Raw genomic sequence first — 19,160 nt, forward strand, 5'->3', positions numbered from 1 at the left:
TAGCGCGCCGTAACGCCTACGGCCGTAGCCTCGTGGTTTACCTTTGGGGAGCTAGCGCCTGATGCTGACCGCCGCCGCCGTACGGAAATACAAATCCAGCAACAAGACCCGCGAAATCTCGGATGGGCAGTTTGGATTGCGATTGCTCATCCATCCGAAATTCACCGGCGCTGATGGCAAAGAACATGAGGGCAGAAAAAGCTGGATCATGCGCTTCCGTCGTCCGGACGGTAAGCACGCCAAGCTGACGCTCGGTGTAGTGGACATCAGCGATGCGGAGCCGAATGATGAACCTGTCATTGGCGGACCGCTCACGTTACCTGCCGCGCGTCAGCTGGCTGCCAAGGTCAACCGGGACCGCGCTCGCGACGTTGACGTGGTTGCTGAAGAGAAGGCGAAGAAGGAGCGCAAGCGCGCCGTAGCCCAGGACGCTGCCGAAAACACGTTTGGCAAGCTGGTCGTGGAGTTCATTCGCGAACATCGAGTGCGAAAATGGGGAACGCGACCGCGCCGGTGGCGAGAGACTGCAGTAATCCTTGGGTGGCGCTGGCCGAGGGGCAACATAGACCCGGCAAAAGTGGAGCCCGAGATGATCAAGGGCGGGCTTGCGGACAAGTGGCGCGACAAGCCGGTCGACAAGATAGACGACCACGATATCCACACCCAGATTACCGAAGCACGCAAGCTGGGTATCCCCGGACTGGGAAAGCGCAATAAGGGCGTCAGCGATAACCGGGGCCGCAAGATGTTTTCCGCGCTCAGCACATTCTTCGGATGGGCAAAGCGAGAGCGTAGGATCAGGATCAATCCGGTTTTAGAGGTTACAAGCTACGGGCCGCCCCAAAAGCGGCAGCGCGCGTTCACTGACATCGAGATCAAGTTGTTCTGGCAGGGCACTGAGGAGATACCGGAGCCGTTCCGCTCCGCCTTGCGTGTCCTGCTGTTGACTGGCCAGCGGTTAAAGGAAGTCACGGGCATGATGGACCAGGAACTTGGCGGGTTCATTCCTGGCACGCCGGCCGATCTTTGGACACTTGGACCTGATCGCACCAAGAATCATCTGGAGCATCATGTGCCGCTGTCATCACTTGTCCGAAATATCATCGATGCAGTGCCGAGAGCGGTAGCCCCGCGCGGACAGAACTTCTCGTTTGTGTTCTCCACCACCGGATCGACGCCGATAACGGGCTTCTCAAAAATGAAGAAGAAGCTGGACAAGGCGATCAAGCTCAGCCTCGGGGAGGGTGAGAGTATGCCGGCTTGGCGGCTTCACGACCTTCGCCGTACCGCTGCCACAGGCATGCAGCGGCTAGGTATCAGGCCGGAAGTAACCGAGCGCGCTCTGAACCATGTCAGCGGCATCTATGGTGGCATCGTCGGCACGTATCAGACCGATCCGCTGGCCGCAGAAGTCAAGATTGCGCTGGAACGCTGGTCGCAGCATGTGGCTGGGCTGATCGAAGGCGGCGACAAGGTCGTACCGTTGCGCACGGAGGCGAAGTGATGGTTCGTATCCCACGCTCTGAGCGCGACCAATGGGAATATCTCGAGTATCTCGGTAAACAATATCTAGAACCAGCGAAGCTTTCTGGCAGGAAGGTAGTCGAAATCCCGACCGCCGCACTGGAATGGCTGTACGGCCGTGCTTGGAATGCAGACCGACCTGTTGCTGGTCGTGCACCTAGATTGCCGAAGCACGAGCTTGCAGAAGCTAAGCGACGGATTGCTAACAAACTTACAGACAAGAGAACCGCCGCAAAGTCCCTCGCCAAAGAATACAGGGTCAAAGAAACGTACGTATGGGATCAACTTGGACGCAAGTCAGAGCGAAAGAACGCTACTAGTAAGAAAGCCGCCAGCACGGAATAGCCGTTGCTGGCGACGTACCAAGTCGATCAGCGTCGCGGGCCGTTGCCGTTTTTGTCCCACCTACCGGCAGGATCATTTAGAAGATCCACCGCGCTAGCAAAGACGTATCGCCACCGTTCACAAAAATCAGACATACAGCTCATCGCTTTGAGCGTGTCGAGCTCATCGAAATCTAGATAATCGACATCGTCGCGAAACATATCATGCATAAACCAAAAGAGGTCGTTTATGCTGTCCTTGTTGGTCGCCACCTGTTCGGCGGACGTCTTCTTTGTCGCCATTCTCATCTCCTGCTCGCTCGCGCCTTCCAGTAGCGCTGACGAACTACGACACGGCCGCACTCGCGTTCGCAACAGACAAGCACCGGTAAAACCTATGGGATTTTACCGGTACTTCGTCCTTTGCTGTCGCCAGCATCGCGGTAACGTTGCCCCACGTAACGGCGCGACCCGTAACCGCAGGAGGCAACTGGTGAAGACTGATAAGGCCGTGAGCGATCCGCTCGTTCCTGATCCTGTAGTCTGCAAGGAATTCGGTATCACGCGAATGACGTTGCACCGCTGGGATAGAGACGAGAAGCTTGGCTTCCCGATCAAGATACAAATCCGCGAGAAGAACTATCGCCGGCGCGATGAACTAGATGCGTTCAAGCGGCGTGTGCTTGAGGAGGCGATTGCTACGCGAGGAAAGAAGGCGCGCGGCAAATGACGCCGCGATACGAGCGGAAGAAAATCCCTAGATGCAAGCGTTCCCGTCGCAAGGTCAAATTGGCCGACCCCGTCGTGCGACACACGTTTCAGAAGCTAATGGAGATAAGAGCCGCGCGAGAGGAGGGGATTGGCATGCCGGACTTTGCGCGCCCTGATTTCTGGGAAGAGTGCGAGCGGGCTTGTTGGGAACGATTGATGGCGATCCTGATCCGCAGACCGATGCCTTGTGATTAGGAAGAAAGGCCCGAGGCGCTGACGCGCTGCGAAGGCCTATATGGAGAAAGTCGAACGTTATGGTTCATAACCCGCCAACCAATACGGCCAAAGAAAAATCCTCGCGGTCATTAGCGGTTTCCGTGAAGTCGATGCCACCGCCAGTGCTCACCGAGACAGCGCAGGTTGCTGTCGATCTCAAAAGACTGTCGGAAGCACTCCGCATCGGCGCTGACTTGGAGAATTCTGTAGAGACGCTGCGTACGATGTTGCCGAATATCGAACAGCTCCGGGCCAGGTGGCATGCACTCGATCAGCCGGCAAGCTACGATCAAATCGCGAAGGAAGCCCTCTACCTCACGACGTCGATGGCCCTTCCCGGCAATATCAAGGGCGACGTGCTGCATGACTCCATCTGCGAAGGGATAGCAGAGATGCGCCCCACGGTGTTCGTACTTGCCCGAGCTTGCCGCGCTCATTTCAATAATTCGGAATTTCTCTCGTTTCACAAACTAACGAAGGAAATCCGCCGGCTTAATTCCATTGCGGAGCGCTACCGCTCGGTGATCAATCGTGATTTGATCCAGCATATTGAAAGGCTCGAAATCAGGCTTCAGGAGGAGGCCGCGCTTGATGCGGAAGAAGAAGCCCGCTTTCTCGCTCGCGAGCGCAAGACAGTAAAACGCATCTTCGATGATCACGGTGGCGCTCCACCGGAGGATTGGGAAACCCTCTTCCGAATACCTGCCGAGCGTGCCGCGGGCTATGCGGCCGCATTCGGCCAAAAGAAAAGGCGGAGCGGCCGCCGTGGCTAGCTTCACGGAGCGCAAGTTGGGTTGGCTGGAGGCGGTGGCCTCTGATCCCGATATGCAGAGGCTTGCTCTAGCGGTCGCCGTCAAGCTCGCAACTCGGTATCTCAATTCGAAGACGGGGGACGCGTGGCCCGGCATCGACCGGCTGGCACGCGACCTGACCGCTAACCCACGAAATGTCCGCCGAGCGATCACCTCGCTGGTCGAAGGCGGCTGGCTGGATAAGCGGCGTGGTGGTCGTGGCCGTGGAGACTCCAATCGGTACAGGATCAAAATGGGAGGCGTGCTCGCCCCCCTTACGGACGATGAAAGGGGGGCGCAGACGAACGAAAAGGGGGGCGGGCGTGACCGAAAAAGGAGGGCGCACACGCCCCCTGAACCCGTTAATGAATCCGAGAGAAACCCTGGAGAGACCCACCGTGTTACCCGGCTGCGTTATTCGCGGCCAGCGGGGAGCAAATCAACTCAAAGCAAACCGTTCCCAGAGGAGTGGGTATTCGGTTCCGCCGAGGCGGCGATCGCTTTCAGGTCACCGGCGCAGTGGGATAGCAATCGCGCTCAGATGGAGTTCCAGAGTTTCAGAACGTATCACCTCAAGAAAGGAGATCGCTGGTTGGATTGGTCAGCTGCTTGGGCTAGTTGGTGTCGCAATGGCTTCAAGTTCAATTCAAGCGGCTCCCGCCGAGACAAGATAGTGGAGTTGGTCGCTGGCATCAGTGGGCCCGAGAGCTTTTATGGTCGTCAAAAGGCTGCTCATGAAGCTCGCTTGCGGCGACAGGAAGAGGAATGAAGGAGAGACGTGTGAGGAGACAATTGATCCTAGCTTCGCTGGTGCTTTCAGGAGTGGCGCGAGCGCAATCCCCATCCCCCGCGCAAGTATTGGCTGAAGACAGGAGGGTATTCATAGACTACCCAATTCGGTTCATACCAGGATCGGTCACGGTCGACCTTGCTCATCGACTGAAGCCAGCAACCATGTCTTTCCAGTTGGAAAATCTCACTCGAGAGAAAACGACGTTTGAGTACGTCACCGTTATCTGCGAGTTTCACGACGCGAAAAGGTGGCCTCGCCGCGGGAAACAATAGCTGGGCGACAGGAGGCGTGAGCTATCTCCAGCCTGGGGAGAAATTGGAGGGTACAGTCGTCTTACCCCTAGCCCCTGATGCGGTGAGTGCAAAATGCCGTATTCGCAAGATGCATGCGCGATAGCTACCACGCGCACGAACACGCCCATCACCCATTGAATTCTGATCGCGTCATTCGAGAGCAACAGTCTCCGTGATGCTCTCTTGCAGTCTCAATGCTTGGCTGCCATGCCCCACCTGCGGTTACTCAAACCGTAGGTCTTTTAGGCCGGGTCGCAGCAAACCCCCTAATTTGCTTGGTTTAAGTGTCCTAGTCAGACGCCCTGTTTCCCGCTAAGGTTGCAAAAGTAAACCACGAGGTTACAGGTGGCCCGATCTAAGCCGCGTAGGCGCTATCAGCTTTCAACCGAGAATAGCTCGGCTCCCATACCCGTGCCACCCATGCGCAGGTCTGGTGTCACGAACGGTTCACGGCTGCACATCGAATTGCGGGACAAAAATTCGCCTTGGGCCAGACGATTGCGTGATCTGCTCGCCCTCATGGTCTCCGATCTCGGCGGTGCGGACAACTGCTCCGAAGCGGAGAAATCACTGGTTCGCCGTGCCTCGATGCTCACACTGCAACTTGAACTGATGGAACAGAAGTGGGCTCAGAATGGTGGCGAGGCCTCCGACAAATCGCTTGTCACCTACCAGCGTGTAGCGAACAGCCTGCGCCGTATTCTCGAAAGCATCGGACTCAAGCGGCGCTCGCGGGACATCACGCCATCGCTCGACCAATACTTGCGGCAGAAGCGAAAGGAGGCGAATGGTGCGTCGTCGGACGAGGATTAGACGTCAGCCTACGGGATTGATGCTCTCCCCCGATCAACAAAAGACGATCACCAACACCGCCAACCAACTCCGACCGGACCTTCGGCACTCCTTCGTGCTTAGGGTCGAGCGGACGCTTACGATCAGCACGTCCGCCGCCTTCGCAAGCGATGCCTTGGTCACTCGGGCAATCGATGCCGCCCTGCGGGAGGTGATTGGATGATCCCGCGTTACAAGCCGAAGGCCCAATCTCCCCAAGCTCAAGCGGCGTCGGCCAACTGAACCCAACATCTCGATCCTCGATGCAATCGACGACCCACGTCTATTCCGACATCACTTCCGAGACGTCAGGACGTGGTCAGCATGGCGGGTCTTCCTTGCGGCTCTGTTCGGCCTGCGTCTCGATGCGGACCAACTCAGTGTATTTCAGGAATGCACGGGCCGGGACGGTCCCGACCCGAATGGCTACCGCGAGGCGGACCTCGTCATCGGACGGCGTGGCGGCAAATCGTTCGTCCTTGCCTTGATAGCAGTATTTCTCGCGACGATACGCACGTGGACCCACTATCTCGCCCCCGGCGAACGAGCGACGATCATGGTGATCGCAGCCGACCGCAAGCAAGCTAGGACGATCTTGCGTTACTGCAAGGGGCTTCTATCAGAGACGCCCATGCTGAGGCCTTTGATCGAGGGCGAGCGTGCAGAAGCCATTGATCTCAGGAATCGGGTAACGATCGAAGTCCATACCGCCAGCTTCCGCAGCACGCGCGGCTACACGATGATCGCAGCCCTCTGCGATGAGGCCGCATTCTGGCGCTCCGACGAAAGCGCTAATCCCGACGTGGAAATCCTGAATGCTTTGCGGCCGGGACTGGCTTCTATACCTGATGGGCTATTGCTGGTCGCGAGCAGTCCGTACGCGCGAAAGGGAGCGCTGTGGACTGCATATCGCAAGCACTATGGGAAGGATTCGCCGGTTTTGGTCTGGCAAGCCTCTACGCGCACGATGAATCCCAGCATTGCGCAGGCTATCGTCGATGAAGCGTACGAGGCTGACCCGGCTTCTGCCGCTGCAGAATATGGTGCTCAGTTTAGGAACGACGTCGAAACGTACGTCAATTTGGAGGTTGTACAGGCTTGTATCAGCCCCGGAGTGTTCGAACGTCCTCCATCGACCAAATTCAACTACCGAGCATTTACCGACCCGTCTGGCGGGTCGTCGGACAGCTTCACCTTGGGTATCGCCCATGATGAACTGGATGCAGTAATTCTCGATTGCCTACGAGAAGTTCGTCCGCCATTCAGTCCGGAAAGCGTCGTTGCTGAATTTGCTCAGACTTTGAAGTCCTACGGCATCTCGCGGGTCATAGGTGACCGGTATGCGGGCGAGTGGCCTCGCGAGCAGTTCCGAAAGCACGGGATCAGCTATGAGCTGAGCGCGAGAACTAAGTCGGATTTGTACAGGGACGCCCTGCCGCTGCTCAACAGCCGCCGCGTTCGGCTTCTGGACGACGCCAAGCTTACGAGACAGCTCATTGGCTTGGAACGCCGCACCGCTCGCGGTGGACGTGACAGCATCGATCATGCGCCCGGGGCACACGACGACGTTGCCAATGCGGCAGCCGGCGCTCTGTTGGCCGCATACGGCGCCAGTAAGGCCCGCATCCGAATGTTCGCGATGCACTCCGGCACCGTTCCGCCTAATGGCCGCCTGCCTCCAATGGTCGAACTCGACCCGGCGACTTGCAGGCCCATTGAGCCCCCGCCGACCCGCATCAGGTGGGTGAAGGTGGACGCGTCCATTCAACCAGCAAAGGCCCTTTAACCAGAGAAGGAGACCATGATGACGAGGCGGGTAACTGATACTGAAATTGCCGCAAGGATCGTTCCGACGATGTTGCGCTGGCCGGCTGACGCAAAGACTATCGCATGGGATCGCTTGCGCGAGTGCGTCGATGCGCTGCGCGGTCTCGTTTACTCGGTCAATGTGCAATGCTCCGAGGCCGAGCAGGATGGCGACCTTTCGCCGGAAGGTATTATACGTCGCCGCACCAAGATCGGCCAAAAAGCACTATCCGAGTTGGCCGAGTTCGAGCCGCTCCAGTTGGCCGGGAAAGCCGTCGCTGCGAACCTGACCTCTCTCGAGGACCGCATGGTCGAGCTGCCGAAGCCTACTACAAATGCCGTCGATTTCATGTTGGAGCAGGAAATTCGCAGTTATGTCGCCGACCAGGACTCTCCGGTCGAATTCGTTCTGAAAGCGATGCCGGATAGGCGAGTACTGAGTGCCGTTCTGACCGTCCCTGCGTTCCTTTCAGGCCTCAGCGATACTGAATGGAATTTGGTCCGGGAGCGAGCCCGCACCGCTCTGCATCCCCAGCAATCAGAAATGCAGCAGTGGCTCAACAAGGCTCTCGCAGAGGTGCGAGAGGAGCAGCGGCAGCCAAGCGGATTGTACTGGAAAGGTGTGAGTTGCGGGAGGATGGCGAAGGTCAATATTGGCCTATTCGATCGGTAAAAGCCGCCTGACACCTCAAATCCGGAAATCGCACGCACTTTTTGGTTTGTCAGCTTCGAGCAGGAGCAGACTATCGCTTGCTTGGTCTCGATACCTACCGGGTGGGCCCGGAAGTGCTGCGGTTAGTACTGCAATGCACGAAAGACCGGAGCCGCTGCATGCTCGAGGCGCAGAATTGCATCTTTGTCTCAGAGCAACTTGGCCGCGATGCGACCTCTGGCGCATTCGATAAAGTCTCGCCGTGGAAGTTTACTCGTGAACTCGCTTGCTAGCTCTGTATCAATGGCAGCCAAGTAGCGCGCTGAGTTGAAAGTGAGGCCCATGGAGCCTTCCGCAAAAAAGAGGCACATACGATTGTAAGGTGGGTTGCGTGCTCTGTCATGCAGTGTCATGCCGTTGTCGATTACTGTTGCTCCGAAATCATCTCGGTATACGTTGCGCAGCATTAGTTGTTGTTTAGTGAGGCTTCTAAGTCCGATCGCATCCCAGATTCTAAACACGCAGTCTTTAGCACCGAGCGACGTAGCGAGTATTGTCAATCCGCCGATTCCCTTCATCAGAGGATCGCCGCCAGCCGCAATCATGGCCTGCACCGCCTCTCGAACGGGACCTTCTCCCCAGATACAATGACTCTGTAACATGTAAGCGGTGTTGGAAAAGAGGTACGTGTTGTAATTCCGCTGCGGCGGTACAGCGTTGGGATTCCAGCCTGCATTTAGGAGAGTTCAGATCGCGACGGGAAACCCAGCCATCCCCACCTGGCGAAATCCAATTACCATGTCGCTTATAAGTGGGGCATGCCAGTCGTAGTCCAAGTTTGGGTTAGCGCCTTCGCGTAACAAAATATCAAATGCCGCAACATTCGCGGATTTTGCTGCACAACTTAAATAGGTCGAGCCTGAGCAATAGTCTGTCCTCCGATTGGGGTCGGCATAGGCCGTTCCGAGGTATCGCTCAAGTGCGGCATTGTTCTTGTTCTTAATTGCCTGCGCGATAAGGCAGTCCGTCTGCCTCTCCAAGTCTACGATGGGACATGTCCTCGGTCGAATATGCCGCTCCGCAGCAAGTGCCTGATCACAAAATAGAAGGACGCAAATGAGCGCAAATAACTGAAGCATATCAAGACCCCTCCCGTGATGCGAAATCACTTTATAACTAGCGCAAGGACTTGACGACAACTAGAAGACGTGTGGGTCGCCTTTTAGCCGCAGGTTGAAATGCCTGCCACTTCGCCAGGTGTCCCATACGTCGTTTCGAGTGTTTAGGACGGCCTCCGAGTAGACCTTCTGCATAAAGGTTACTTCGTGGTCGGGCGCGCGCCTGCATGGGATTTACGAAGATCTGAGTGAACGGCGATATTGCTGAGCTTCCAAGGTGGGCGCGGCAATGCCTGATGTTCGGATTGGATTACGACGCCTCTGCGGGCTTCGATCCTTCCACACCCTTTTTGTTTGTGTCGGGAGACAGATCACTGTTGGCCGGCTGCATGACGATGGCCTTGTCGTCCGCCTCGTTGAGCACCTTCAGAAGATAGTCGCTCCTTGATGCCTTGGAGCCGAAAACTTCTAATGCATTGCCCGGCTGTGTCCTGATAAAACTCTCAACAGCACGCAGGCCCGCTCGAGTAATGTACTTACGCCCCAGTTTCTTTTCGTAGACACAATGCTGATTGTCACCATCGATCTTCATATGGCGCATGAGCAAGGTGAGCTGTTGCGCGCTGATGCGACCTACGCCGTAGATCTCCGTGATAATCGGCGATAGAAGCTTGGCGGCCTCCGTGGGCAAGTTCTTATCAGCCTCGTCGAGAGGTGCGCGCACGACGTGCTGAAGGTCAACCTGGCCGACGATCGTATAGGCTGGAGCCCCTTTCTGCTCGACCAACTCGGCCTTCTTGATGAAGTTGAGGCCTTTGGCCGTTTCAGGCGACATCAAGATGTTGGGCTTGGGGCTCGTAACGTCGATCACTCCGGCCTTGTCCAGGCCGATCCTCTGCACGACCTGTAGGGTTTCCATAAGCTTTCTTGTGTTCATGGTGTCGCGCTCAGCCAGCATATTGTGCAACTCAGGGAAAGCGATTGGGCGAGACTGGCCTGCGTAGCGATAATAGATCGCACCTTCCTGCAGGATGGTGACGTCTTTCTTTTCGCCTTTTTTATCGACCATCTTTGTGCGGGTCTTTCGGCAGATGACCGGCTTATGCTGCGAGGCGTCAACGCCGACTGCATAGAGCTTGAGATCTCCGATCTTGTACTCCCGGATGGCGAAGGGAATCTCCGGGTCGAACTCATCTCTCAAGCGGTTCACCCAGTCGGCCTCATCGGCCATTTCTTTCGTGCCAACTATCGAGCGGGGCTTGTTGCTCACGCCGAAGACAATGACACCGCCTGCTGAGTTGGAGAAGGTGGCGAGCGCCTTGGTGTAGTCCGAAAAGTCGCCCGGGTTGAAAGCTTGTTTAAACTCCAGTCGCTTGCCTTCGCGGCTGATTACACTGCCGGTTTCTGGCTCGAACTGAACTAACTCTGCGAAATCTGCAGGCAGGGCGAGCATGGTGCACCAATCACTTAGGCCGATGAATCAATGGGCGCAGGTATGGTTCACTTTAGGTACATCCTATAGATGAAGGAGCCAAGGATTCCAATCGACGCTAAAATGCCGATCGTTCCACGACGTGCCTTAGTGATGGCGACCAGCATCAGGAAAGCACCTAGGTATCTTCCGTAGGATTGGCACAAGGCAGGTCCGTGAGCCATCACTTGACTCAAATCCGACTGGGTTGGTGGCTCCTTACTCCGCCTAGGGGTGGGGGCTTCCGTCATGGCTATCTCACAGCTCGTCCGCCGTTTTTCTCGTTAGGCTTGCAAACATTTCCTGCGCGGACTTCCGGTCCTGCTCGTAGACCAATCCGGCGATCACCTCGTCTGAGAGGATGTCACGGTGCTGGTTATCGCGCGCCAGCTGTATTCGCGCCCAAGCATATGGCTTTAGCTTTTCCACCAGCGGCTTCGGGTCGTAGCCCTTTGGAGACTTTCCCGGCTTTCGCTCAGCCTTCGTGATGAACTCATTCTTTATGAGCCACGAAAGGGACCGTTGCACTGAGCGCTGGCTGATGCCCATCCGTTTGGCGATCGTGTGGCTGTGGGGAAACGCTATGCGCCCGTTTGCATGCCAATGCGCCAAGATGTTGAGAAGGACGTTGAGGTGCTCACTTGTCAGCCCAAGGGCGTGCTGGTGGAGCAGCAGCACATAGGGGACCGCCGCAAAGCCGGGATCGATGACGTACTCCCACTTTTCGCGAAGACGTCCGCGGTTGCTGGGCTCAGGAAAAATTTCGGTGTCACTCATTGCAGGCCACAAAGCCGCAAAAAACTACGTCTGTCCACCGATCTTCTTTTATAAGTGACAAATCTGGCGTACTTTCTCGTTGCCTCGCCCGGAGCTGGTTGTTTGATACCGCTCAACGAGCATCGCAGGGGGGGCGTACGACTAATTGTGGTAGGGCCTGTCTTCTACGCTAGTCCTGAAAAGCCTAGTCGTTGTTCGCGGTTTGTTCTATGCCTGCAACGGCCAGCGAGATCTGCTCGCCTTTCCAAGAGATGGCCCGAGCAGCGGACAAGCTAGTATTGCGACAAAGGTCCGCGCCCTATAGGGGCAGAAGCTCGACTCTGCTAACGGATGGCCCGATGTATGAAGCCCGCAAGATCTGCAACTTCCTTCTGGCAAATTTTGACGCGGTTAAGTTCGATATCACGAACCTGCGCATCAATAAGCTGTTGTTCTTCATCCAGGCTGGCGCATTACGGCAATTACCAGACGGCCTGATCCGCAATCATTTTGAAGCCTGGCAGTTCGGGCCCGTGATCCGGCCTGTATTCGACGCTTTTAAGATCTACAAGGACAGCCCTATTGAAGCCCCAGCTCATTACCTTGACTATGCCTCAGGTAAACACGTTCCGGTACCCTATGAGGACATTCACGAAGAGCACCTGAAGATTGTTGTCCGGGAGTTCAAGAACTACAGCCAATTCAGCACGGGCCAACTCGTTTCGCTCTCCCATGAGCCTAACGGCCCATGGGACGTCGTCTATAGAGCCCACCTCACAGATCCCACTTTAAGTCCGCGCATCCCCAATCGACTTATCCGCCGACATTTTACCGGGGAAGATCGATCTACTGTTCGGCATTAGCAGGTCCATCCGGGTATATTGTGCCCATCAGCCGAATCGACCTATTTCTGGCAGTTCGGCACCATGTCATATCGAGGGATCTAGATGGCAGGGCGCGGGAAGTATTTTGAGCTTTTAGATTTTCCGAAATTTGCATTCCCGTCTGTGGTCGGCATGGACGCTGCGCAGACGGCGAGCAACCTTTTTGGACCGGTTGGCGGGTGGCGGCTTCATGTCTTACAGCATGATATGGCCTCGCTTGGAGCCTATCGTTGGTGGCTTAGCTTCAGAAGCATTCATTACGAGCGAGTTCAGCCCGTATGAGGAGGACTGGAAAAATAACAGTCTTCAAGAAGTTGTCCGACTGCTGAAGCAATACTTCGGCGGCAAGGGCCGCTGGTACCGGCACCCACTAAAACCCACGAAGGTTCTCGGGTTTTGGTTCAAGCCGAGTATAAAAGGTGTGTGGTGGGTTGACGGTCAGGGATATGCAGTCCTGATCAATGCCCGTAAGCAGCAGCGGCTCTTTCCGGAACATGTTCGCTTCCTCGCCCGCGGGGTTCATGAATTGCATTGCATTGATGACCCCAATGATCCAATTCCGCTGATTATTGATGTTAGCGAACCCGAAAGAGGCAAGGGCCGTGTCCTCAGACCCTATGAAATGCCCGTCGAGAAGGCGGTCTCACTCGATGAATTCGACGATGCTGTCCGCCAGTTCCTGAAAGCACTCGAGCTAGCTGGCGTCGCTTTGCCGACGGACGCGGTCGACGTGATTGACCTATTCAAGAGAAAGTAAGGCTCTTACCTTGCTTCTTGCGATTGACGCCTAGCTGCGTAACCGTCAGCAATGCCAGAGGTTAAGGAAGAGCCGTGCGGAGCAAGCATTTTTCAGCCAATACGCTGGAGGAACGTCAGGATATTTTCGAGGATTACTTTGATCGGGATCTTGAACACTTTTTCGATTCTCGAATTTCTTGTTGCGAGCACTGCTATGACGACTTTTGTCTCGATTGGCCTGGCACTGCAGCACGAGATCAACGGTTCCTCACTTCGAGCATCGAGATCGGAGATTTCCTAAGCCAGAGCCGGCTCCAGGATGCGTTCTATCCTGAAGAGATCGAACTTTTCGCCAAAGAACTTAAATGCCCGAATTGTTACGCCGCGCTTGACGCAGTATTTTACATTTTTGAACACCCATTCAAGGTGAAAGAATTCAATCTCAATGCCATCGCTGAACTTGCGCGCACTTCCCCGTTTCTTCTTCTAAGCAATCCGTTTGCTGCGAAAGTCTTCGAAGTCATTAAGCGCAAAGCTGCTTTAGCAGAAGCGCTTTCGGCGAAGTCAACATGGTTTCGCGGGCGCGTGGCTCGCGATGTTCCGGCTTCCCCAACGCTTTCTGATTTCGGTCCGCCGCCCCGCGCCAGGGTTACCGAGGGGCGTTACAATCATGCTGGCCATTCGATGCTCTATCTGGCCGACTCTGCTCAGACCGTTCAGGGTGAGATGCGCGCATCCGACCCGATAATCATTGCAGAGATCGAACTCGACCTGCCCTGCAAGGTATTGGACCTAATGATCTCCGACGATCTCCATGACGACGACGACGAGGTCATTCAGTGTCTTGCGCGCTCAGCTCTATGCGCAGCTCCAAGAAAATCCGACGGGTGGGATCGACCTGAGTACGTCTTTACGAGGTTTATCGCCGACTGTGCGCGACATGCTGGTTTTGGAGCAATTAAATACGGCTCTGTACAGCACAGCGAAGGCGTGAACATGGTTGCGCTTGATCCACCAGGCGATTTTGCTTCGGTTGCTCGCCTCCTCCACATCACTAGGACCGCAGCCTAAGTTCTCTCCAGCTCTTCTGCGCTTAACATGTTGGGCCACAGCCGGCGAGGCCGTGGCCCAGAGCAAACGCAGAATACCTGACGGAACGATCGAGGATTAGCTCAGGAGCAGTGATCGTCCACGAGCGATCTCCAACGTGGCGGCGTTCTCGATAGCCATCCGTTCATCGCCTTTGATACGGAGGAGGCCGCTCGCCCGATTCGTGATCCGGGCGAGTTCGCCCAGCGTGGGCTTCGCGTTGTCTTGATATGCGAGCACGACGTCTGCGATCGCAATCAAGGCTTCGATCCGCTTGGCTTGTTCGGACTTCGGTTGTTCACTCTTCGGCTGTTCGGCCGCTTTGATCGGTTTGGACATGGTTCTCTCGCTCTCTCGCTCGAAATGCCCGCTAGGATTGTTCAGCGGAGCAGATTCGCCTCTAACCCGTCTTCGGTAAAAACGAAAGAGCGATCTCGTGAAATGCCCGCCGCCCGGTAAAAGGGCCGTAGCGGTCCTATCAGTAGGGCGGCGCCTTGCGGATGCCGCCTGTTGGTTAGCGGGCCGGGGCGGCGGGTTGCCGCGGCTGCAACTGTTAGCTCCTGTACGGAGTCCTGTAGGGCTGCGTTGGGGGCTAAGCAGCGCCCGGCCCTGCCGGGCGCGGTGGCCGGCTGTAAGCTGTTCGGTTTACCCGCTGGTTTACCCGTGGACCGCGTGCCGTAGCAGCTCCATCCTACCGCTTGATAACTGACTGAAATCGCCGGACTTTTGGTGCCGGCTGAGGGGATTGAACCCCCGACCTTCGGTTTACAAAACCGCTGCTCTACCGCTGAGCTAAGCCGGCGACGCCTGAGAGACGCGGGCAGGGCCGGCAGGCGCCGGGGCTGTCCGCCCGTGCGCGCCGCAATACCAGACTTGATCGGAAAGTGCCAGAACCCGAAAGGTCGTGGCACCAGCATGAATCAGGCGGCCCTCGGGGCCGCCTGATCTCTCGCATCGATTCAGATCGCCTTACTGGCAGATGTGCCGGCGGCCGTCTTGTCCCTTGAACCAGGTGCCGGGCGTGCAGACGAAGCCGTTACGCTCGGCATAAGAGCGGGTGTCCCAGCTGCGATTGTCCCAGGAATTATTCCAGCGATTGTCGTAGGCGTAGGAATTGTCCCAGCCGCGGAACGGTGCGGTCGCGATCGCGCCGGCGGTGCCGATCGCGGCGCCAGCTACGCCGGCGGCGACGTCGGTCGGCCAGAAGCCGGTGCGGCTCCTGTTCCAGTCGTTATTCCAATCGGCATTGGTCTGACGGTGGGACATGCGGCGATGGCGATAGCCACGATCGGTGGATGGGTTGCCGGGGCCGACGTTCTGGCAATTGGCGTTGGGGAATTGCGCCGAGCAGCGGCCGGGTTCGTTGACCACAGACTGCGCCATGGCAGAGCCCGCCAGCATGGTCGCCGCAATTGCCGTTGCTCCGAGAAGTTTGATCGTCATGGTTGTTGGCTCCCATTTTGTTGACGAGAGCTAAACACTCACGGCGCCGGACGTTCCGCTGAAACCGGTGAATTTTCCAACGCCAAATGCTCAAACCGAGGTGAGCGCGCGGCGCGGTTCCGCGCCGCCGCGCCCTGTGCCCGTTAACGCTTCGCTAGCCCGCTTCCCAGCATTTGAGCGGCGGGCAATCCTTACGCATTAGGCTTACCGGAAGTTGGTGAGCGCGCCTTAACCCTCTCTACGTCGTGATCGGCTAGGTTGCAGCCGCATAACCGGGGTCTCGTCATGCGCGCTTTAGCGCTCGCCGCCTTTCTGATCGGATTGCCTGCGACCGCGTTTGCCGGCGAGGGCTTCGATATCGTCATTCCCGGCCGTCCCGGCGTGCCGATCATCATCAATAATATCGACGCGTCCTATGCGGTGGTCGAGGGTGTCTGGGGCCTGGGCAAGAACCAGCAGGTGCAGCCCACGATCTACGGCGGGCGCTATATCGCCGAACGGCAGCCCGACAATGTCGGCCACTATTATCCGACGCTGGGCCTGCGGCCCGGTTACGGCCGGCTGGAGGTCGAGCCGCCCGCCAACCGCAAATTGCCCAAGCCGGCCGAGAGCTATCACCAGAGCTGGGGCGCGCAATCGGCGCCGCTGCCGCCGCAGATGGACGTGCCCGTCGATCCGCCCCCGGTGATCCTCGCGCCCGAGATCAACAATCGTCCGCGGCCGCCGCGACCACGGCCGCATGTCGAAGTCCCCGGCAGGCCGCCGGGTTAAGAAACGTCAAAATCCAACAAGACGAAAATCAACAGGAGAGAGTAATGCGTCAGATGATTTCGGGACTGGTCGCGGCGGCCGTCGTGATGTTCGCCGCCACCGCGCCGGCCGCGGCCTGCGGCTTCAATCCGTGCCAGCCGGTCGCGCCGGTCTATTCCGGCTGCAACACCGGCTGCGGCGGCTACGGGTACGGCTATGGGGCCTATGAGCGTCTCGCCGAGCCGACCACGCAATATTACTACGTCAACCAGGGCCCGACCTACACCGGCCCGGGCGCCTTCGCGCCGTATCCGACCTACCGTGAAGACGCAGTCGTCGCGCCCGCCAACTACGGATATGGCTATCGCGCCGCTGTCGTGCCCCATCACCGCCCGTACTACCGTCCGTACCGTTACGGCTACGGTCCGCGCTACGGCTATCTGCCGCGCGTGCACTACGGCCACGCTCCGCGCTACGGCTACGCCCACCGCCACGCGCCGGCGCCGTACTACGGCGGCCACCGCGTGCTGCGCCGCTACTACTGATCTCTGATCGGTCCAAGAACGAAACGCCCGTCCGCGTGATGCGGACGGGCGTTTTGCATTTCGATGCGCGGCGAAGCCGCTAGCGCTTCATCAGCCCCAGCCGGCTTGCACCGACATAGAGCGCGAGCACGGCGGCATTCGACACGTTAAGGCTCTTGATCTCGCCGGGCATGTCGAGCCGCGCCACGACGCTGCAGGTCTCGCGGGTCAATTGCCGCAGACCTTTTCCTTCGGCCCCCAGCACGAGCGCGAGCGGCTCGCGCAGCGCGACGTCCGAGAGGTCCTCGCTGCCTTCGCTGTCGAGCCCGACGGTCTGGAAGCCGCGTTCGTTCAGCCCGGTGAGCGCACGGGCGAGGTTTTGCACGGTAACCATCGGCACCAGCTCGAGGCGCGCCTGAAGCGGCCTTCGCCAGCACGCCGGTCGCTTCCGGACTGTGGCGCGCGGTGGTGACGATCGCCTTGACCGCGAACGCGGCGGCCGAGCGCAGGATGGCGCCGACATTGTGGGGATCGGTGATCTGGTCGAGCACCAGCACCATGCCCTCCTGCTTCAAGGTCTCGATATCGGGCGAGGGCAGGGGATCGGCTTCGGCGAGCAGGCCCTGGTGCACGGCGTCGGGCGACAGCAGACGGTCGATCTCCTGAGGCCGAACGATCTCGGGCGTGACTGGGGTCGCGATGTTTTCGTCCGCGAGCCGCTTCGCTGCGTTCTCGGTCAGCGTCAGCTTGCGGATCCGCCGCGACGGATTGGCCAGCGCCATGGTCACGGTGTGCCAGCCGTAGAGGATGGCCGGTCCGTCGGGGTGCGAATCGCGCTCCCGCCAGGCTGGCCGGCCGGCCGATTTCCCTGGCCTGTTGAAGGGCTTAGCCCCGCCGCGGGAACCCTTTGGTGCGAATTTTCGATCCTTCATGGGCTCGCTTGTGTCACGGGTGCCGGAATATGGCAATTTGAGCGCCCGCGGGGGCGATTTTAGCTGTTCGCCTCGGTTGACTTTACCCCACCGCTTCGCCCATAACCGCGCCCGGTCGCGCCCCCATCCGGGCTGTCGCGGCCTCACGTTCCATGGCCGTCTTCGGTCCGCCGGCAAGGTCCGGCCCGATTGTGCTGCCGTCGAGCGGGGGAGTGTCCCGAGTGGCAAAGGGAGCTGACTGTAAATCAGCCGCCTCATGGCTTCGCAGGTTCGAGTCCTGCCTCCCCCACCATCTTGAAAATACTTGCGAAATTTCTTTGCGGTAAGATGGACTGAGGTGGGTCCAAGGGGCTTGTTTTGCCCTTGGGTCACACTTTCTGTACGTGAGAACTGATCATGGAGCGCCGGGCGCTGCTTCGATCATTCTCAGCCTCTCCCGAAGCTGCTCGATCTTTGCCGCCTGCACGCGCCGACGCCGAGCTATAATCAAACAGTCGCTCGATTCTGAACTCGCCCGCCGCACACAATGTGCGAAGAGGCCCCGGCGAGGTGTTCCTCCGGTTGATTTAAATCACCGCGCACGATCGGTTGATGGAGCCAAGTACATCGCCTCTGGATTCTTCGAGGAGAACAAGATGCGAAAATATGCCATGTTTGCCGCCGTCGCGGCGATCGTAGCGGTCGGTGCGCTGACACCCACGAGCGCGGAGGCTGGCTGCTACCGGCTGGGCGAGACCGGATACCATTGGTATCGGTCCTGCTGGGGACCGCACTGGATCTATCCCCACCGTCGCGTCTGCCGGCGCGGCTATTGCTGGTATCGCTGAAGCATCGCGGCATGAATGGGTCGGGCGATCGGTTTCGTGCGTCGCACGATTATCTCATCTTCGACTTCGTCTTGATCATCGCGCCGTCGACTGTGAAGGAACCGTATCCACGGTGATGAAGCGTCTTGGGGCTCTTCTGAGCAGGGTCGATCCATGCGCGCAGGACCTCGAGAACGAACAGATTGTAGCGCGGGACCATGCTGGTATCCGTCACGCGACATTCGAGATTGCAGAAGCATTCCTCGATCAAGGGCGCGCCGACCAGGATCGCCGGGAGAGGAGTCAGCCCGAAGCGCTTGAATTTGTCGCAGTTGCGGCCCGAGCAATTGCCGATCCTGGCGACCGTGTCAGCCAGCTTGCGCGACGGAATCGCAATCACGGCCTCTCCGGTTGAGCGGAGGGCGGCGAAGCTGAAATTGGCTTCGCTGACGATGCAAGCGATCAGCGGCGGTTCAAACTCCACCATCATATGCCATGACATGGTCATGACATTGGGATGCTCGCGACCTGCCGTTGTCAGCAGAACGACAGGGCCGGGCTCGATCAGCTGGTAGACTCTTGAAAGTGCGCGTTGACGAAAGACCATCCCGATTGCGACCTTTCGATGAGGCTCAGAGCTCTTGCGCGT

At 58.0% G+C, this 19,160-nt stretch carries 22 protein-coding genes, 2 tRNA genes and 1 pseudogene; 15 read left to right on the plus strand and 10 right to left on the minus strand.

Going from position 1 to position 19,160, the window contains the following annotated elements; all coding sequences use genetic code 11:
* Nucleotides 1–61 precede the first annotated feature (61 nt).
* Both ACETMP_RS02550 and ACETMP_RS02555 read left to right on the plus strand, forming a co-directional pair.
* Nucleotides 62–1,504, plus strand: coding sequence for a tyrosine-type recombinase/integrase (locus ACETMP_RS02550; RefSeq protein ID WP_375159789.1), 1,443 nt, complete (start codon nucleotides 62–64; stop codon nucleotides 1,502–1,504).
* The gene (locus tag ACETMP_RS02555) at nucleotides 1,501–1,869 is read left to right on the plus strand and encodes a hypothetical protein (RefSeq protein WP_375159790.1); all 369 of its coding nucleotides are present in this window, start codon (nucleotides 1,501–1,503) and stop codon (nucleotides 1,867–1,869) included. Before ACETMP_RS02550 ends, ACETMP_RS02555 begins: the two co-directional genes overlap by 4 nt.
* 26 nt (nucleotides 1,870–1,895) lie before the next feature.
* Here the strand turns inward: ACETMP_RS02555 and ACETMP_RS02560 are convergent, their stop codons facing one another.
* Complete coding sequence (locus tag ACETMP_RS02560; protein ID WP_375159791.1) at nucleotides 1,896–2,150, minus strand: hypothetical protein; 255 nt, start codon at nucleotides 2,148–2,150, stop codon at nucleotides 1,896–1,898.
* Between the two features lie 190 nt (nucleotides 2,151–2,340).
* On the opposite strand from ACETMP_RS02560, the gene ACETMP_RS02565 reads away from it, so the two are divergent.
* The 4 genes from ACETMP_RS02565 (at nucleotide 2,341) to ACETMP_RS02580 (ending at nucleotide 5,524) form a co-directional block, all read left to right on the plus strand.
* A complete protein-coding gene (locus ACETMP_RS02565) occupies nucleotides 2,341–2,577 on the plus strand; it encodes a hypothetical protein (RefSeq protein ID WP_375159792.1) in 237 nt (78 codons plus the stop codon).
* Nucleotides 2,578–2,872: 295 nt separating this feature from the next.
* The gene (locus tag ACETMP_RS02570; protein WP_375159793.1) at nucleotides 2,873–3,607 is read left to right on the plus strand and encodes a hypothetical protein; all 735 of its coding nucleotides are present in this window, start codon (nucleotides 2,873–2,875) and stop codon (nucleotides 3,605–3,607) included.
* Entirely contained in the window at nucleotides 3,600–4,394 is a 795-nt protein-coding gene (locus ACETMP_RS02575; protein WP_375159794.1) for a hypothetical protein, read from the plus strand. Before ACETMP_RS02570 ends, ACETMP_RS02575 begins: the two co-directional genes overlap by 8 nt.
* 815 nt (nucleotides 4,395–5,209) lie before the next feature.
* Entirely contained in the window at nucleotides 5,210–5,524 is a 315-nt protein-coding gene (locus tag ACETMP_RS02580; RefSeq protein WP_375159795.1) for a hypothetical protein, read from the plus strand.
* Between the two features lie 337 nt (nucleotides 5,525–5,861).
* Here the strand turns inward: ACETMP_RS02580 and ACETMP_RS02585 are convergent, their stop codons facing one another.
* Entirely contained in the window at nucleotides 5,862–6,125 is a 264-nt protein-coding gene (locus tag ACETMP_RS02585; protein WP_375159796.1) for a hypothetical protein, read from the minus strand.
* Between the two features lie 48 nt (nucleotides 6,126–6,173).
* Between ACETMP_RS02585 and ACETMP_RS02590 the strand changes: the two genes are divergently transcribed.
* Nucleotides 6,174–7,328: a hypothetical protein gene (locus tag ACETMP_RS02590; RefSeq protein WP_375159797.1), complete on the plus strand. Its 1,155-nt coding sequence runs from the start codon at nucleotides 6,174–6,176 to the stop codon at nucleotides 7,326–7,328.
* Between the two features lie 15 nt (nucleotides 7,329–7,343).
* Nucleotides 7,344–8,021 carry a hypothetical protein gene (locus ACETMP_RS02595; RefSeq protein WP_375159798.1) on the plus strand — a complete coding sequence of 226 codons (678 nt, stop codon included), beginning with the start codon at nucleotides 7,344–7,346 and terminating at the stop codon, nucleotides 8,019–8,021.
* A gap of 188 nt (nucleotides 8,022–8,209) precedes the next feature.
* On the opposite strand, the gene ACETMP_RS02600 is transcribed toward ACETMP_RS02595, so the two are convergent.
* The 3 genes from ACETMP_RS02600 to ACETMP_RS02610 all read right to left on the minus strand — a co-directional run bounded on the left by ACETMP_RS02600 (nucleotide 8,210) and on the right by ACETMP_RS02610 (nucleotide 11,366).
* Entirely contained in the window at nucleotides 8,210–8,614 is a 405-nt protein-coding gene (locus ACETMP_RS02600) for a hypothetical protein (RefSeq protein WP_375159799.1), read from the minus strand.
* A gap of 814 nt (nucleotides 8,615–9,428) precedes the next feature.
* Nucleotides 9,429–10,571 (minus strand): helix-turn-helix domain-containing protein, encoded by a 1,143-nt coding sequence (locus ACETMP_RS02605; RefSeq protein ID WP_375159800.1) that lies wholly within the window; start codon nucleotides 10,569–10,571, stop codon nucleotides 9,429–9,431.
* Between the two features lie 276 nt (nucleotides 10,572–10,847).
* The gene (locus tag ACETMP_RS02610; RefSeq protein ID WP_375159801.1) at nucleotides 10,848–11,366 is read right to left on the minus strand and encodes a helix-turn-helix domain-containing protein; all 519 of its coding nucleotides are present in this window, start codon (nucleotides 11,364–11,366) and stop codon (nucleotides 10,848–10,850) included.
* A gap of 338 nt (nucleotides 11,367–11,704) precedes the next feature.
* Between ACETMP_RS02610 and ACETMP_RS02615 the strand changes: the two genes are divergently transcribed.
* The 3 genes from ACETMP_RS02615 (at nucleotide 11,705) to ACETMP_RS02625 (ending at nucleotide 14,038) form a co-directional block, all read left to right on the plus strand.
* Nucleotides 11,705–12,208 (plus strand): Panacea domain-containing protein, encoded by a 504-nt coding sequence (locus ACETMP_RS02615; protein WP_375159802.1) that lies wholly within the window; start codon nucleotides 11,705–11,707, stop codon nucleotides 12,206–12,208.
* Nucleotides 12,209–12,446: 238 nt separating this feature from the next.
* Nucleotides 12,447–12,986 (plus strand): hypothetical protein, encoded by a 540-nt coding sequence (locus ACETMP_RS02620; protein ID WP_375159803.1) that lies wholly within the window; start codon nucleotides 12,447–12,449, stop codon nucleotides 12,984–12,986.
* 74 nt (nucleotides 12,987–13,060) lie between these two features.
* Nucleotides 13,061–14,038, plus strand: a complete 978-nt coding sequence (locus tag ACETMP_RS02625) for an RES family NAD+ phosphorylase (RefSeq protein ID WP_375159804.1) — start codon at nucleotides 13,061–13,063, stop codon at nucleotides 14,036–14,038.
* 96 nt (nucleotides 14,039–14,134) lie between these two features.
* On the opposite strand, the gene ACETMP_RS02630 is transcribed toward ACETMP_RS02625, so the two are convergent.
* The 3 genes from ACETMP_RS02630 to ACETMP_RS02640 form a co-directional block, all read right to left on the minus strand.
* The gene (locus tag ACETMP_RS02630; RefSeq protein ID WP_375159805.1) at nucleotides 14,135–14,395 is read right to left on the minus strand and encodes a hypothetical protein; all 261 of its coding nucleotides are present in this window, start codon (nucleotides 14,393–14,395) and stop codon (nucleotides 14,135–14,137) included.
* 388 nt (nucleotides 14,396–14,783) lie between these two features.
* Nucleotides 14,784–14,858: transfer RNA gene (locus ACETMP_RS02635), tRNA-Thr, on the minus strand.
* A gap of 167 nt (nucleotides 14,859–15,025) precedes the next feature.
* Nucleotides 15,026–15,499 carry a hypothetical protein gene (locus ACETMP_RS02640; protein WP_375159806.1) on the minus strand — a complete coding sequence of 158 codons (474 nt, stop codon included), beginning with the start codon at nucleotides 15,497–15,499 and terminating at the stop codon, nucleotides 15,026–15,028.
* A 285-nt stretch (nucleotides 15,500–15,784) separates the two neighbouring features.
* Between ACETMP_RS02640 and ACETMP_RS02645 the strand changes: the two genes are divergently transcribed.
* On the plus strand, nucleotides 15,785–16,270 hold the full coding sequence (locus tag ACETMP_RS02645; RefSeq protein WP_375159807.1) for a hypothetical protein: 486 nt from the start codon (nucleotides 15,785–15,787) through the stop codon (nucleotides 16,268–16,270).
* A 44-nt stretch (nucleotides 16,271–16,314) separates the two neighbouring features.
* Complete coding sequence (locus ACETMP_RS02650) at nucleotides 16,315–16,794, plus strand: hypothetical protein (RefSeq protein ID WP_375159808.1); 480 nt, start codon at nucleotides 16,315–16,317, stop codon at nucleotides 16,792–16,794.
* Between the two features lie 79 nt (nucleotides 16,795–16,873).
* On the opposite strand, the pseudogene rlmB reads toward ACETMP_RS02650, so the two are convergent.
* Nucleotides 16,874–17,705: pseudogene (rlmB, locus tag ACETMP_RS02655) on the minus strand (23S rRNA (guanosine(2251)-2'-O)-methyltransferase RlmB).
* 206 nt (nucleotides 17,706–17,911) lie between these two features.
* Between rlmB and ACETMP_RS02660 the strand changes: the two are divergent.
* Nucleotides 17,912–17,997: transfer RNA gene (locus ACETMP_RS02660), tRNA-Tyr, on the plus strand.
* A gap of 343 nt (nucleotides 17,998–18,340) precedes the next feature.
* A complete protein-coding gene (locus ACETMP_RS02665; RefSeq protein ID WP_375159809.1) occupies nucleotides 18,341–18,532 on the plus strand; it encodes a hypothetical protein in 192 nt (63 codons plus the stop codon).
* Nucleotides 18,533–18,581: 49 nt separating this feature from the next.
* Here the strand turns inward: ACETMP_RS02665 and ACETMP_RS02670 are convergent, their stop codons facing one another.
* On the minus strand, nucleotides 18,582–19,118 hold the full coding sequence (locus ACETMP_RS02670; protein WP_375161822.1) for a flavin reductase family protein: 537 nt from the start codon (nucleotides 19,116–19,118) through the stop codon (nucleotides 18,582–18,584).
* Nucleotides 19,119–19,160: the final 42 nt, after the last annotated feature.

The organism is Bradyrhizobium dasycarpum, assembly GCF_042019905.1.
Classification (GTDB): domain Bacteria; phylum Pseudomonadota; class Alphaproteobacteria; order Rhizobiales; family Xanthobacteraceae; genus Bradyrhizobium; species Bradyrhizobium japonicum_B.

Coding starts and splice junctions, on each gene's coding strand:
- ACETMP_RS02550 (WP_375159789.1), top strand. CDS start 62: ATGCTGACCGCCGCCGCCGTACGGAAATACAAATCCAGCAACAAGACC.
- ACETMP_RS02560 (WP_375159791.1), bottom strand. CDS start 2,150: ATGGCGACAAAGAAGACGTCCGCCGAACAGGTGGCGACCAACAAGGAC.
- ACETMP_RS02570 (WP_375159793.1), top strand. CDS start 2,873: ATGGTTCATAACCCGCCAACCAATACGGCCAAAGAAAAATCCTCGCGG.
- ACETMP_RS02590 (WP_375159797.1), top strand. CDS start 6,174: ATGCTGAGGCCTTTGATCGAGGGCGAGCGTGCAGAAGCCATTGATCTC.
- ACETMP_RS02595 (WP_375159798.1), top strand. CDS start 7,344: ATGATGACGAGGCGGGTAACTGATACTGAAATTGCCGCAAGGATCGTT.
- ACETMP_RS02605 (WP_375159800.1), bottom strand. CDS start 10,571: ATGCTCGCCCTGCCTGCAGATTTCGCAGAGTTAGTTCAGTTCGAGCCA.
- ACETMP_RS02610 (WP_375159801.1), bottom strand. CDS start 11,366: ATGAGTGACACCGAAATTTTTCCTGAGCCCAGCAACCGCGGACGTCTT.
- ACETMP_RS02615 (WP_375159802.1), top strand. CDS start 11,705: ATGTATGAAGCCCGCAAGATCTGCAACTTCCTTCTGGCAAATTTTGAC.
- ACETMP_RS02630 (WP_375159805.1), bottom strand. CDS start 14,395: ATGTCCAAACCGATCAAAGCGGCCGAACAGCCGAAGAGTGAACAACCG.
- ACETMP_RS02640 (WP_375159806.1), bottom strand. CDS start 15,499: ATGACGATCAAACTTCTCGGAGCAACGGCAATTGCGGCGACCATGCTG.
- ACETMP_RS02645 (WP_375159807.1), top strand. CDS start 15,785: ATGCGCGCTTTAGCGCTCGCCGCCTTTCTGATCGGATTGCCTGCGACC.
- ACETMP_RS02650 (WP_375159808.1), top strand. CDS start 16,315: ATGCGTCAGATGATTTCGGGACTGGTCGCGGCGGCCGTCGTGATGTTC.
- ACETMP_RS02665 (WP_375159809.1), top strand. CDS start 18,341: ATGCGAAAATATGCCATGTTTGCCGCCGTCGCGGCGATCGTAGCGGTC.
- ACETMP_RS02670 (WP_375161822.1), bottom strand. CDS start 19,118: ATGGTCTTTCGTCAACGCGCACTTTCAAGAGTCTACCAGCTGATCGAG.